Source organism: Arthrobacter sp. Soil764 (assembly GCF_001428075.1).
Classification (GTDB): Bacteria; Actinomycetota; Actinomycetes; order Actinomycetales; family Micrococcaceae; genus Arthrobacter.
In genome coordinates this window covers 105,074-118,460 of sequence record NZ_LMSI01000006.1, presented here as the reverse complement: position 1 = coordinate 118,460, position 13,387 = coordinate 105,074, and the positions used below count along the sequence as shown (strand labels likewise).

Sequence of the window (13,387 nt, the reverse complement as noted above, 5' to 3'; positions counted from 1 at the left end):
GGCAGCATAGCGGGGGCCTGGGCTGGGCCGGAGTGGAACTAGGTAGGGATGATCCGGAACAGGAACCTGGTGCGTACCATTGCCCAGAGCAGCGCCAGGACCACGGCGTAGGCCGCCGTGTTGAGGAAGATGCTTTGCTGCTGCAGCGCCGGAATATTGGCCACGACGGCGATCAGCACCACGTGCATGATGAACACGTAGAGCGTGGCGCGGCCCAGCGGAACCAGGAACCAGCCCAGGGCCCGCTCCACCGGTTTCCAGTAGGCGCTGAGGAACGCGTAGGCCGCCACCACCAGGACCAGGACGTTGAGCAGGCGGCCCGGGGCCAGGTATGTCCGGGAGAAGAAGGCGTCGTACATGGCCCGGTAAGAGGCGTCCGGCAGGAGCGCCAGCCGGACGTCATAGTTGTTGGCCAGGTAAGGGTTGCCCCAGGACAGGAAGGCCAGCGCGAACGCCACCGCGGTGCAGGCAACCACCGCCCAGGCGTGCCGGGACAGCCATGCCGTAATGCTGCGCCGGTGGTACCCCGCCACCAGCCCGAGCACGAACAGCACCTGCCACACCAGCAGCGGGAAGGAGTCCTCGAACTGGGAGGGCAGGATCCGGAACCGGGTCACGGCCCCCACCGCATACAGGACGAGCGTCGCAGCCAGAACCCAGATGGCCTGGCCGCGGTTCAGCGCCGCGAGGATCAGCGGGCTGGCCAGCAAAAGCACCACGTAGAGTCCCATGACGTTGAACTGCCAGGGCCCGAACTGCAGCAGCACGATGGCCGGCAGCACCTGGGGCGGGACGGGGAACTGGAACAGCGATGACATGCCTGCGTACAGGTCATAAGACCGGCCGGTTCCGGTATGCCCGGCTCCACCGGTTCCCTGGTCAACGAATGTGGTCAGGGTCTCGGTATTGAAGAACGGGAGCAGGGACAGGAGGAAGACGCCGATCAGCACAGCAAGTGCCGTCAGGTAGAGCTTGCCTGCGCGGCGGGTGGTGAGGTCCACCACCCGCCCGAAGTCCTCCCTGGCCTTGGGCCCGTACACCATGCCCACCACCAGGCCGGAGAACAGGACGAAAAGTTCCGCGCCGGACACGAAGCCCACTGCCTCCTGGGTAAGCAGTTGGAACAGCGAAGCCATGCCCAGGTGGTTCACCACCACAAAGACGATGGCCACTCCGCGCAGCAGATCCACCCGCGAATCCCGGGTGGAGGGATCCCGGTAGCTCCAGGCCGTGGCAGCGTTGATCCGGCGGGGAATCTGCCACAAGGCCACCAGGAGAATCACCATGGCGGCAGCGACAGTCCAGGCGGCAGCCCCGGAGAGGGTGTTGCTCCGGTCGTACGTGATTCCGGAGGCAACGCCGGTGAGCGGACCCGTGACCATCGGAGATTCCTTAAGTCTCTCCAGTGCCGCTTTGGCAATATCCGGGTGGCCGGTAAGCAGCCAACTGATGCTTGCCACGCCGGTATCCCTGGTGCTGGTGCGCTCGTCCCAGACCACTGCGGCAGTCGCGGCAAACCCGGGGGACGTGGCAGTGGTTACCACCTGGTCCCACCAGCCCGTTTTGATGTCCGCCTCGGACGCCCCGCCGGAGGCAGGGCTGTAGAAGGCCGCGGTCTGGAGGAGGAAAGGCTTATTGTGCCCCTCGGAGTAGGTGCCGTAGAAGTTTTCGCTGCCGGAGTCCGTCAGCATCTCCTGGAGTTCGCCGGCCCGCGGCAGGGTGTTGGCGGCGGCACCACCGGCGGTGTCATCGTGATAAGCAGCCAGCCCCACCCAGTCCACGGCGTCATCGCCCGGGTAGAAGGGCGCGTAGGCGCTGTCTTTTCCGTCCCAGGCACCGTCACCGTTCGTGTCCAGGACGGAAAAGCCTTCGCTTCCCGGCTGCGGCGCATTCCGGTTCCGGTCGAAGGGGTAGTCCTTGCCCAGGTAAGGCGCCCACACCATGGCGGCCCGGCCGCCGTCGTACTTCCTGAACGCTGCCGCAACCGTTTGGAAGGCCTCACGGTAGGCGGCAGGTTGTTGGCCCCATGCCACCCAGCTTGTGTTCATGTCCGGGGCAAACCGGACCAGCAGCTGCCCCTTGAATCCGGCGGCGAGGCCGCGCACCTGCTGGGCGAACGCTTCTGCCTCCGGGGCGCCGAGCTGGTCCAGCGGCACCGCCGGCTTCACCGTGAGCAGGGCGTGGGCACCTTCAGCCCCGGCCTGCTGAAGGAAACCATCGATGTCATTCCGTTCAGAATCGCGGTACGGAATAGTGATGTCGTGGCCGAAGACGGCCGGGCCGGCGCCAAGCCTGCCGCTGAATCCTGCGGCAGTGTCCTCGCCCCACTCGAGCACCGCACCGAGCCAGGGCTTCCCCTTCTCGGGTTCAGCCTCCGCCGCATGCGCGGGAGGAGCCGCCAACAGGACCATGAGCCCCATGAGGGCCGCTGCCAGAAGCGCGCCAATCGGCTGCCGGCGGTTCCGGCGCGTCGCGGCGTGGTGGTGCGAAGTGACTGGCCGCATGCTGCGAAGACCCCCGGTACTCGTTGCCCTGATGACGCCTGCGGCGCCCCGGTAAGAACTTTATCGGCCCGGCGGCTGCAGACTGTGCGCGGCGGGCCGCCCACCTGCGGCGATGTCCGTCGTCGGACTGTCCTTAGGCACTGCAACTTCCCTCGGCCCAGCTCAATTACGGAACATGACGACGGCGGCGGTGCGGCCTGGCGCGGCAGGTGTTACGTTTTTGGGGAGTAATGAGTACCGGTGTGAAGCCCTGACTGGCCGGTCGGCAACCCTCCCTTTCGCGGCGGGGTGCCTCAGGTGAATACTCGGCATATCGACCGATTCGAGCTGCAAGCGTGAAAGAAGGAGATCCGTCGTGTCTGACGCACCCGCCCCTGAAGAGAAACTGTCCTACCGCCTGATCAGTGGCCCGGACAACCGTGAATTCTGCGAGCGAATTTCTGCCGCCCTGGCCGAGGGCTACGTGCTGCACGGCAGCCCGGCGGCAACCTTCAACGGGACCAGCGTCATCGTGGCGCAGGCAGTGGTCCTTCCGGCAGCGATCGCCTCCGCAGACGCAGCGGTGGCCACCGCAGTGGATCAGCTGGACGCAGACTTTGAGGGCGAGTTCGACGGCGAGGGCCACGCATGAGCTACGCGGGAGATCTCACGCCCCATGAGGCATGGGAAAAGCTGCAACAGGGCGCCGTCCTGGTGGACGTCCGCACCGAGGGCGAATGGGCCCACATCGGCATCCCGGACACGAAGGCCACGGACAACGATCCCCTCTTCATCCAGTGGACCTTCCCCGGCGGCATCCCCAACCCCGACTTCGTCAAGGACCTCAAGGAGCAGGCGCCGGAGGACCCGTCCGCTGAACTGGTGTTCCTGTGCCGGTCCGGCGCCCGTTCCGTTGCGGCTGCCACCGCCGCCACGCAGGCCGGCTTCATCTCCTACAACGTGCTGGAAGGCTTTGAAGGCGAGCCGGACCGCTACGGTGAACGCACCGTCAACGGCTGGAAGAACCGCGGCCTGCCTACCAACCTCGGAAAGAACTAAGTGAGCTTCAACCAAGACGCCCCCGGCTGGAGCCCCGACACCCAGGCTGTCCGCGGCGGGCTGGACCGCACCAACTTCCAGGAAACGTCCGAGGCCATCTTCCTGAATTCCGGCTTCGTCTACGAATCCGCCGCAGCAGCTGAACGTGCCTTCACCGGCGAAGACGAGCGCTTTGTCTACTCCCGCTACGGCAACCCGTCCGTTGCCACTTTCCAGGAGCGGCTCAGGCTGCTGGAAGGCACCGAAGCATGCTTTGCGACGGCGTCGGGCATGTCCGCGGTGTTCACCGCCCTGGGTGCCCTGCTGGCAGCGGGGGACCGGGTGGTGGCCGCCCGTTCGCTCTTCGGTTCCTGCTTTGTGATTCTGAACGAGATCCTCCCGCGGTGGGGCGTGGAGACCGTCTTCGTGGATGGTCCGGACCTGGACCAGTGGCGCGAGGCCCTCTCCCAGCCCACCACCGCCGTCTTCTTCGAATCCCCGTCCAACCCCATGCAGGAGATCGTGGACATCGCCGCGGTCAGCGAACTTGCGCATGCTGCCGGGGCCACCGTGGTGGCGGACAACGTCTTTGCCACTCCCCTGCTGCAGCGCTGCGGAGACCTCGGCGCGGACGTCATCGTCTACTCGGGCACCAAGCACATCGACGGGCAGGGCAGGGTGATGGGCGGCGCCATCCTGGGCACCAAAGAGTTCATCGATGGCCCGGTGAAGCAGCTGATGCGCCATACCGGGCCGGCGCTCTCCGCGTTCAACGCCTGGGTCCTGACCAAGGGCCTGGAGACCATGAGCCTGCGGGTAAGCCATTCCTCTGCCACCGCCCTGCGGCTCGCGGAGTGGCTGGAGCAACAGCCTGCCGTGAGCTGGGTGAAGTATCCGCTGCTTACGTCCCACCCGCAGTATGAGCTGGCCGCAAGGCAGATGAGCGCCGGCGGTACCGTCCTCACCCTTGAGCTCGCCTCCTCCGGTGGGCGCTCCGGCAAGGAAGCGGCCTTCGCACTGCTGGACGGGCTGCGGATCATAGACATCTCCAACAACCTCGGCGATTCCAAGTCCCTGATCACGCACCCCGCCACCACAACGCACCGCGCGATGGGCCCGGAGGGTCGTGCCGCCATTGGCCTCACTGACGGTGTGGTCCGGCTTTCCGTGGGTCTTGAGGATGTTGACGACCTGATCGGCGACCTGGAACAGGCACTGAAGCAGATCTAGCCGGGCGGGGAATGGTCCGTCCGGACTTCCAGGTGGACTTGCACGCCGTCTCCGTCCTTGAGGTGCGCCTTGTCCCTGACATCCTTTTTGACGGGCAGCAGGTACGACGCGCTTTTGCTGTCGCGGAACAGCGACGTCTGCCACGAATGGCCGTCCACCTCGGCCTGGACTTTGACGGAGCCGAATGCCTTGCTGGCCCCTGCCGTTAGGGCGCGGACATCGTCCGCCACCTCTGCCGGCAGGGTCAGGAAGTGCCAGCCGGCTTCGCCCGGGTACAGCCACAGTTCGGCTTTGAAGGAATACGACGGCGTCACGCGCCGAGTATGGCACGCCGCCCCCGCAGGTGCCACAGATTTCGCCGATGTGGCTATGAGCCGGCTACAACCTAAAGGTCTTTCCGGTCTGCGAACTTCCTGCCCTCAGAATGTCGGACCCCCGCTGGATGATGTTCGTATGGGAATTGGCGCAGGTGTTGAGGTGGTTTTGGAGGGCGTTCACTCCTCTGTTGCTGCCCTCGATGCGCTGGACTGTGAGGATGCTTTCCTGGCGGCCGGGGTTGGTGTTGGTGCCGGTGTGGATGTGTTGCAGCGGCGGTACGAGCTCCGGCTGGAACGGCTGGAAGTGACGCGCCGCCTAAAGGCACAGCTGGCGGCCGTGGAAGCCCGCGACGCGGTGGAGTGCGTGGGGTTCCAGCACGCGATGCTTGCCCCGGACGCGCCGGTGCGGGAGCGCACGTTCGCGGAGATGTCAGTGGTGGAAGAGATCGCGGGGGTCCTGACCGTCAGTTCAGGCGCTGCCGGGGCGTTCGTGGAGCAGTCCCGGCGGGTGTGTACCCTCCCGCCCGTCCTGGAGGCTTTGGCCGCCGGTGTCCTGTCCTGGCAGCACGCGAGAATTGTTGCCGACGAAACCGAGGGCCTCACCCTGGACGGCGCCGCCGCCCTCGTGGCGCACTTCTTCGACCCTGATGCACCCAACCCTCCCCGCGGCGCCGCCCCCGGTGAACTCGTGCCCTCCCGGTTCCGCACCAAGATCCGTTCCTGGCGGGAACGCCACCACCCCGAAACCCTGGAGAAACGCCACACCAAGGGTGTCGCGGACCGGCGGATGGAATACACCCCGGACCGGGACGGCATGGCCTGGATCTCGCTCCACCTCCCCGGCGACACCGCCTGTGCGATCTGGAACCGCACCACCGCCACCGCCCGCGGCCTCCAAGGCCCCAACGAACCCCGCACCATCACCCAACTCCGCCCCGACATCGCCGCATCACTACTNATCTGGAACCGCACCACCGCCACCGCCCGCGGCCTCCAAGGCCCCAACGAACCCCGCACCATCACCCAACTCCGCCCCGACATCGCCGCATCACTACTCCTCGGCACCGGAACGCCTGCTAACAGAGACACCACCAATGCCGCTTACGCCGCCGCACGTTCCGGGAGCGTCCCGGCTGAGGCAGCCGCTACTGATACCGCCCAGGGTCCCGGGAGCGCGCCCGGTGCAGACAGCGTCTCCGACACGGCCGGTCTGGGAGCCACTACGGAAATCGGGAGAGTTCCCACTCCGCGTGCCGACGTGCTGGTCATGGTCCCGGTGTTCTCCCTCCTCGGCCAGACGGACGAACCCGCGGTGCTGGACGGTTTCGGCCCCATCCCGGCGTCCATGGCACGCAAACTCGTCCCGGACGGGGCGGAATCGTTCTACCGGGTCCTGGTCGACCCCCGCGACGGGGCGCCACTGGAGATCGGCCGCCAACGGTACCGCCTCCCCGAGACCATCAAACAGTGGATCCGGATGCGGGACGGCAAATGCACCTTCCCCGGCTGCAGCAACCACACCCCGGACAACGACACCGACCACCTCACCGCCTGGGAACACGGCGGCCGAACAGACGTCCGCGACCTGGCGCAGCTCTGCCCCAAACATCACCGCCTCAAACACGCACGGCCATGGATCCCCGACCCCGCCACCCACAACGGACCGCCCGGATGGACCTCACCAACCGGCCGCCACTACAAACCCGAACACCCCAACACCGCACCAACCCACTGGCCACCGGGCATCATGCCGGGACAACGAAGCCTGCTGGAGGAAGCACTTCTGGAGTTCCTCTCTGCCTAGAACTTAGGGGGTCGGCTTCGTCGTCTGCTGCTCTGAAGGAAGTGAAACCAAGGCGAGATAGCGCATTACCAGGGCCGCTGAAATCAGGGCCGCCGAGAACGGCAGGCAACCCTGGGCTGCCAGGACATGGATTTGCGTCAAGGCGAAGAAGAAGCCGTTGGAACCGTTTAACGTATAGGTTCCGATCGTCTGCATAAACGTGTTTGAGAACAACAGGATCAACAGGCCCACCGCACCCAGGATGATTCCCGCCCACAAGGTGCGCCGATACAGCATAGACTTCGCGTTTTCCACCAATTCAATCCCCCAACTACAAGAGCAGCCCATGGCACCGTTAACCCACCTAAGCACGGGCTGGAATGCTCGACAAGGCTCGGGGAAATCGGGCCGGCTATCCTTCAGGACTGGCGGACGCGCAGCAACTCAGGCGTGGCCTCCACATCTGCAAGATCCAGGGCATCGCGCATTGTGACGTGGACGGCCTGCCGGACCACGGCGCCGAACCCCATGTCCTCCGGGGGCGGTCCCGCCAAGGCCTTTTCGCGGGCGCGGCGCTGTTCAGCGGCTCCTGTTCCGCGGGCGATGATGTCCTCCACACCCTGCCGGGCCAGTGCCAGCTCGCCCTGTTCGGCCAGGACGGGAGCCAGGTAGTCCACCAGGGAGCGCACCACGTCGGCGGCCGGCGCGGGGCGGAAATTGCCGAAATCCAGGAGTTCACCACTGAGGCCTGCGCTGCTGGCCTGCCAGGAAGCCATCCGTAAAAGGACAGTGGGAACGGGCGCAGGATCCACGCCGTCCCGCCATTCCCTGCTGGCGGATTCCACCAGCGCCCGGACCAGCACGGCAATGAGCGCGGCGTCCTCCGCACGAAGGCACACATCCGCCACGCGGACCTCCACCGTGGGGTGGTTGCGGGAAAGCCGGGCATCGAAATACAGCATGCCCTCATCGAGCATGACGCCGCTCTCCAGCAGCCGGGTGACCACACGCCGGTAGGCAGCGTAGGTGCCGTAAATGCCGGCAGGTCCTGCGGTGGGCCACCGGTTCCAGGCCTGCGTGCGGTAGCTTTCGAACCCTGTGGGAACGCCGTTCCAGAAGGGCGAATTGGCGCTTAGTGCCGTCAGCACTGCCAGCTTGTCGCGGATCCGGTCCAGGACCGCCACGCCCTCTTCGGGCGATTCGATGAACGTGTGGACGTGGAAGCCGCAGGTCAACTGTTCCTGGGCGGTAAGGCCAAAGCGCTCCAGCATCCTGGCGTAGCGCGGGTCGGGGGTGGTGTGGGTGGTGGATGCCATCGGCGACGTGGCGAGTGCCGCCACCCGGGCGCCGTGCTTCCTGGCGGCCTGGTCGGCCAGGGAGCGGCCCGCCCGGATCTGTTCGAGCAGGCTCCCGTATTCCAGGCACGGCCGGGTCTGCGTCTCGATCTGCTCAAGCTTCAGCTCGGCACTCAAGCCCATCTCGTCGTCGTAATCCGCCTGCTTCCCGGCGTGGTGGACCTCAGGGTCCACGGGAAGATCGTCAGCCGCAACGTGGTGGTTGGCCAGGAGGGCGTCGGCCAGGGCAAGGGGCTCCCCGGACTCCGGATCAACGATCAGGAGTTCTTCCTCCACCCCAAAAGTACGCATACCAACATTCTGCGATACTTGGCCTGCATTCAAAGGGCAACGGCGGTTCATGACGAACCGTGAATGCTAGTCCTGGAAGTACTCCACCTTGGCGCCGATGGTGTTCAGGCGCTCGGCCAGGTCCTCGTAGCCGCGTTCGATCACGTAGATGTTCCGCAGCTCGGACACGCCCCGCGCGGCGAGCATGGCCAACAGCAGGCAGGCGGCCGGACGCAGCGCCGGCGGGCAGCCCACCTCGGCGGCGCGCCACTTGGTGGGCCCGTTGACGTAGATCCGGTGCGGGTCCAGGAGCTGCACCTGCGCCCCAAGCCGGTTCAGCTCCGTCAGGTAGATCGCCCGGTTCTCGTACACCCAGTCATGGATCATGGTCTGGCCCTGCGCGTTCGCGGCGATAACGGCAAAGAACGGCAGGTTGTCGATGTTCAGCCCGGGGAACGGCATGGGGTGGATCTTGTCCTCGGGGGCACGCAGCGTGGAGGGCTTGGTGGTGACATCCACCAGCCTGGTACGGCCGTTGCGTGCCATGTACTCACCGGAGATTTCCAGTTCCTGGCCCATTTGGCCCAGGGTGGCCAACTCGATCTCCATGAATTCGATGGGCACCCGGCGCACCGTGACCTCGGAGTTGGTGACGATGCCGGCCGTGATGAGGCTCATGGCCTCGATGGGATCCTCGGAGGGGAAGTACTCGATCTCGGCGTCAATTTCGGGCCGGCCGGTGATCTTCAGGGTGGTGGTGCCCACGCCCTCGATAGTGACGCCGAGCATCTGCAGGTAGAAGCACAGGTCCTGCACCATGTAGTTGGGGCTCGCATTGCGGATCACGGTGGTACCGGGCCGGTGCGCCGCAGCCATGATGGCGTTCTCGGTAACGGTGTCCCCGCGTTCGGTGAGGACGAAGGAGCGGTCCCGGGTGTCGGCGGGGGGTGCCTGGACGGTGTAGAAACCTGAGGTGGCCTCCACCGACAGGCCGAACTGGCGCAATGCCTGCATGTGCGGTTCCACGGTGCGGGTGCCGAGGTCGCAGCCGCCGGCGTACGGCAGCCGGTACTCCCGCGACTCATCCAGGAGTGGACCCAGCAGCATGATGACGCTGCGGGTCCTGCGGGCCGCGTCAACGTCCATCGCGTCCAGGTCCAGGACGGCGGGACGGCGCAGGCGCAGGTCCGTGTCGTTGAGCCAGGTGCACTCCACGCCGATGCTGGTCAGCACTTCGACGATGCGGTTGACTTCCTCGATCCGGGCCAGCCGGCGGAGCACGGTGGTGCCGCGGTTGATGAGGCTGGCGCACAGCAGGGCGACACCGGCGTTCTTGCTGCTGTTGACATCCACGGCGCCGGACAGGGTGCGGCCGCCCTCCACGCGGAGGTGCGTCATCTGCGGTTTGCCGACGTTGACGATGCTGCGGTCGAAGATGGTTTCCAGCCTCTGGATCATCTTCAGGCTCAGGTTCTGCTTGCCCTGCTCCATCCGGGCAACGGCGCTTTGGCTGGTGCCGAGTTCGGCGGCCAGCTGGCCCTGGGTCCAGCCCTTCTCGGACCGGGCGTCCCTCAACATGGCGGCAACGTGCTCAGCGGTTTCCTGCGTCATGACCCAAAATATATCATAAATGAGTTATCCCGGCCGCTGTGGCGCCGAGAGCAAGGTCGGCGGAAAGCCTTTACCCGCTGGATGCGATACACATCACCAGTAGGATCACCGCCAACCTCAGTTGCCCAGCCACACCATGTTCCACGTTCCGGCGGCCAGTGCCGCAAAGAGGGCAAGTCCAGCCACCAGGACACCACCGGCCACCACCCCAAGGTCCAGCGTGCTGAACGTGGATTCCCGGGCCCAGGTCCGTTGGCCGCCGCCGAAACCCCGCGCTTCCATGGTCACGGCCAGCCGGGAGGCGCGGCGGACCGCCTGCACCAGAAGCCCGAAGCTCTGCCCCAACGTCGCTTTGACCCGCTGGCCCAGGCTGCCGCGCGAACCCACGCCCCGCGCACGGCGCGCCATCCCGATGGTCTGCCACTCCTCGGCCATCAGCCCCACCAGGCGCATCGCGGCGAGCGTCCCCAGGACGAACCGGTGCGGCAGGCGTGCCTTCTGCGCCAGGGCGTCGGCGAGGTCCGTGGGATCCGTGCAGCTCATCAGGAGCACCGCCGGAAGGGCGATGGCAAAGCCGCGCAGCATGAAGCCGACGCCCAGCTGCAGGGATCCTTCGCTCATGGTCCAGATGCCGGCGTCGAGCAGGATCCTGCCGCTGTCCGGCGCCAGGATGGACGTGCTCCAGCCGCCCACGGCGGCGGCGATGATCAGCGGCCACCCGCGCTGCCACAGCAGGGACAGGGTGAGCCCGGCCAGGGGAAACAGCAGGAACTCGAAAACCAGGGCCACGGATGCCGACACCCAGTCGATGGACAGCGCCAGGACCGCGGTGATGAGCAGGACGGCCGCGAACTTGCTCAGTGGATTGGCGCGGGCCAGGAGGGCATGGTTGCCGGCAAGGGTGAGTTGCCGCCTCATGGTGCCACCGCTTCCGCCGCAGCCATCCGCAGTTCAGTCCCGCCCAATGCTTCCGTGAACTCGGCGTCATGGGTCACGGAGACCACCGCGGTGCCGGCGTCCAGGAGTTCGGACAGGAACGAGGCCAGCTCGGCCCACGTGTTGGCGTCCTGCCCGAACGTTGGCTCGTCCAGGACCAGCACCTGCGGGCTGGCGGCAAGGACGGTGGCTACGGACAGCCGCCGCTTCTCGCCGCCGGAGAGCGTATAGGGGTTCGCGTCCACCAGGTGGGTGAGCCGCAGCCGCTCCAGCAGTTCGTCCACCCGGTCCTCGCCGTGGCCCAGGTGCCGGGGGCCGAACAGCAGCTCATCCAGTACCTTGCCGGTCACGAACTGGTGCTCCGGCTCCTGGAACACCGTCCCCACGCGCGAAATCAACTGGTCGGCCTTCCAACGGTATGGGTCGATGCCCGCCCCGCGGCTGAGGTCCAAAGTGGCGGACACCTTTCCGGAGACCGGCTCCAGCAGCCCGGCCAGGGTGAGGGCGAACGTGGATTTGCCGGCACCGTTGGGCCCTGTGACGGTGAGGGCCTGTCCGGCACGGACCTGCGCGGCCAGGCCTTCCTGGACCGGTGCCGGCGGGATCTTCCGGAAGCCTTTGCGGCGGGAACGTTCGCGGGAGACTCCCAGCTGTTCGGCGGCCAGCAGCAGGTTCCCCGTGCCCGGCGACGGGACAACGGCGCGGGCGCGCGTTGCCGGCACGTAGCCGGGGACCCACACCCCGGCTGCAGCGAGCATGGCCCGGGCCTCCGTGAGCACCTGGTCCGGCGGCCCGTCCAGGAGCACGGCAGGATCGGTGCCGGAGCCCGGCTGCAGGACCACGATCCGGTCCACCAGGTCCTTCCACACCGAAACCCGGTGCTCCACCACCACCAGGGTGGCCCCTGTCTTGTTTAGGCAGCGCGCCACGGCGTCGCGGACCTCCAGCACGCCGGCGGGATCCAGGTTGGCGGTCGGCTCATCCAGCAGGATCAGGCCCGGGCGCATGGCCAGGATGCCGGCCAGCGCCAGGCGCTGCTTTTGCCCGCCGGACAGGGCCGACGTCGGGTGGTCCAGCGGGAGGTGGGACAGTCCGACGTCGGCAAGCGCCTCGTGCACCCGCGCCCAGATCTCCTCCCGTGGCACCGCAAGGTTCTCGGCACCGAAGGCGGCGTCGTCCCCCACCCGCGACAGGACCACCTGCGTCTCGGGGTCCTGCTGCATGAGCCCGGCACGCCCGCGCTGGGTCCGGGGCACGGCGCCGTCAACCAGGAGCGAACCCGACTCGTCGGCGTCCCCTGCCTCGCCGCCGTCGTCGTTGATGTCACCCAGCACCCCTGCCAGCGCATGAAGGAGCGTGGACTTGCCGGCGCCCGAGGGGCCGAGCAGGAGCACCCGCTCCCCCGGGCTGATGTCCAGGTCAAGGGCGCGGACGGCAGGCTTTGCCCTGCCGGCGTGCCGCCATCCCCACCCGCGGGCGGTGACAGCGGCAGGGCGGACCGCCGTGGCCTGGGCCATTGCCATCAGGAGAAGACAGGCTCCGTGGCAGCCTTGCGCGAGGCGAAGGAGCTCAGGACTCCCGTCCGCGCCAGGCCGCGGGTGGCCACCCAGGACAGGGCGCCGGCAATGACTGCTCCGGAAATCATGCAGAAGACGATATAGGCCAGCTTGTCGCCGCCGGAGTACGCGATGTTCCAGCCCCACGGCGCAAAGGAGTCATTCAGGCCGCAGAAGAGACCTGCTGCCGCACCTGCCAGCAGGGACACGGGCAGGTTGAACTTGCGGTAGACGAAGATGGCAAAGATGATTTCCGCGCCCAGGCCCTGGACGAAGCCGGAGAAGAGGACCGAGGCGCCGTACTGGGAGCCCATGAGCAGTTCCCCGGTGGCGGCCACGGTCTCGCAGAACAGTGCGGCGCCCGGCTTGCGGATGATCAGCATGCCCAGCACGCCCGGGATCATCCATCCGCCGGCAATGATGCCGGTCAGGGGCGGGTAGGCGGCGTTCATCGGCACGGATACTGCCGCCGCCCCTTGCGACCACGCCCAGAAAATAACGCCGCCGGCGATGGCCACCAGCGCGGCGACGACGATGTCCACGACGCGCCAGGACTTACTGGTGGTCTTCTTGATTACTGCAGTGCTCATTGGAATCCTCCTGGGAAACAGGAGGGGAAAGTGGACCCGGCTGACGGCCCGTTGCCGTGCAGCCGCGACACTTCGAGAACTCGACTCCCTTGCGCCGGTACTAACCGGATCAGGTTCGAGGGTCTGCGGCTGTCCGCACTCTCAGCGCCCACCTGCGGTGCCCGGCGGATGCCAGGATGCCCGACGGCGGCGCTCCCCTGTCGTTTGTAGTGTTGCTT

At 66.8% G+C, this 13,387-nt stretch carries 12 protein-coding genes, 1 pseudogene and 2 riboswitches; of the genes and pseudogenes, 5 read left to right on the top strand and 8 right to left on the bottom strand.

The genetic code is table 11. The features are described from left to right. Positions 1 to 38 precede the first annotated feature (38 nt). On the bottom strand, positions 39 to 2,504 hold the full coding sequence (gene opgC, locus ASG86_RS06000; RefSeq protein WP_082566689.1) for an OpgC domain-containing protein: 2,466 nt from the start codon (positions 2,502 to 2,504) through the stop codon (positions 39 to 41). A gap of 226 nt (positions 2,505 to 2,730) precedes the next feature. Continuing rightward, a riboswitch (SAM riboswitch) is annotated at positions 2,731 to 2,846 on the top strand. 13 nt (positions 2,847 to 2,859) lie between these two features. On the opposite strand from opgC, the gene ASG86_RS05995 reads away from it, so the two are divergent. Genes ASG86_RS05995 through ASG86_RS05985 form a run of 3 tightly spaced genes read left to right on the top strand, consistent with a single transcriptional unit; the run spans position 2,860 to position 4,751 of the window. Continuing rightward, positions 2,860 to 3,135 (top strand): DUF1737 domain-containing protein, encoded by a 276-nt coding sequence (locus ASG86_RS05995; protein WP_056331557.1) that lies wholly within the window; start codon positions 2,860 to 2,862, stop codon positions 3,133 to 3,135. Further along, positions 3,132 to 3,542, top strand: coding sequence for a rhodanese-like domain-containing protein (locus ASG86_RS05990; protein ID WP_056331555.1), 411 nt, complete (start codon positions 3,132 to 3,134; stop codon positions 3,540 to 3,542). The genes ASG86_RS05995 and ASG86_RS05990 overlap by 4 nt, the downstream gene beginning before the upstream one ends. Then, positions 3,543 to 4,751: an O-succinylhomoserine sulfhydrylase gene (locus tag ASG86_RS05985; protein ID WP_056331552.1), complete on the top strand. Its 1,209-nt coding sequence runs from the start codon at positions 3,543 to 3,545 to the stop codon at positions 4,749 to 4,751. On the opposite strand, the gene ASG86_RS05980 is transcribed toward ASG86_RS05985, so the two are convergent. Then, positions 4,748 to 5,065, bottom strand: a complete 318-nt coding sequence (locus ASG86_RS05980; RefSeq protein ID WP_056331550.1) for a DUF1905 domain-containing protein — start codon at positions 5,063 to 5,065, stop codon at positions 4,748 to 4,750. The genes ASG86_RS05985 and ASG86_RS05980 overlap by 4 nt on opposite strands. A gap of 139 nt (positions 5,066 to 5,204) precedes the next feature. On the opposite strand from ASG86_RS05980, the pseudogene ASG86_RS20955 reads away from it, so the two are divergent. Both ASG86_RS20955 and ASG86_RS20950 read left to right on the top strand, forming a co-directional pair. Then, positions 5,205 to 6,025, top strand: a pseudogene (locus ASG86_RS20955) (DUF222 domain-containing protein); the annotation flags it as partial. 1 nt (position 6,026) lies between these two features. Beyond that, the coding region (locus tag ASG86_RS20950; protein ID WP_235565109.1) for an HNH endonuclease signature motif containing protein at positions 6,027 to 6,872 on the top strand (846 nt) is incomplete at its 5' end. Between the two features lie 3 nt (positions 6,873 to 6,875). Here ASG86_RS20950 and ASG86_RS05970 read toward each other — a convergent pair. From ASG86_RS05970 to ASG86_RS05945, 6 genes are all read right to left on the bottom strand, one after another. Further along, entirely contained in the window at positions 6,876 to 7,166 is a 291-nt protein-coding gene (locus ASG86_RS05970; protein ID WP_056331548.1) for a hypothetical protein, read from the bottom strand. Positions 7,167 to 7,270: 104 nt separating this feature from the next. After that, positions 7,271 to 8,497, bottom strand: a complete 1,227-nt coding sequence (locus ASG86_RS05965) for a glutamate--cysteine ligase 2 (protein ID WP_056331546.1) — start codon at positions 8,495 to 8,497, stop codon at positions 7,271 to 7,273. Between the two features lie 66 nt (positions 8,498 to 8,563). Continuing rightward, on the bottom strand, positions 8,564 to 10,087 hold the full coding sequence (locus tag ASG86_RS05960; protein WP_056331544.1) for a UDP-N-acetylglucosamine 1-carboxyvinyltransferase: 1,524 nt from the start codon (positions 10,085 to 10,087) through the stop codon (positions 8,564 to 8,566). Between the two features lie 117 nt (positions 10,088 to 10,204). Further along, positions 10,205 to 11,005: an energy-coupling factor transporter transmembrane component T family protein gene (locus ASG86_RS05955; RefSeq protein WP_056331542.1), complete on the bottom strand. Its 801-nt coding sequence runs from the start codon at positions 11,003 to 11,005 to the stop codon at positions 10,205 to 10,207. Further along, complete coding sequence (locus ASG86_RS05950; protein WP_442854291.1) at positions 11,002 to 12,540, bottom strand: ABC transporter ATP-binding protein; 1,539 nt, start codon at positions 12,538 to 12,540, stop codon at positions 11,002 to 11,004. Before ASG86_RS05950 ends, ASG86_RS05955 begins: the two co-directional genes overlap by 4 nt. A 5-nt stretch (positions 12,541 to 12,545) precedes the next feature. Further along, complete coding sequence (locus ASG86_RS05945; protein WP_056331538.1) at positions 12,546 to 13,169, bottom strand: ECF transporter S component; 624 nt, start codon at positions 13,167 to 13,169, stop codon at positions 12,546 to 12,548. Positions 13,170 to 13,237: 68 nt separating this feature from the next. Next, positions 13,238 to 13,378: riboswitch (TPP riboswitch) on the bottom strand. Positions 13,379 to 13,387 lie beyond the last annotated feature (9 nt).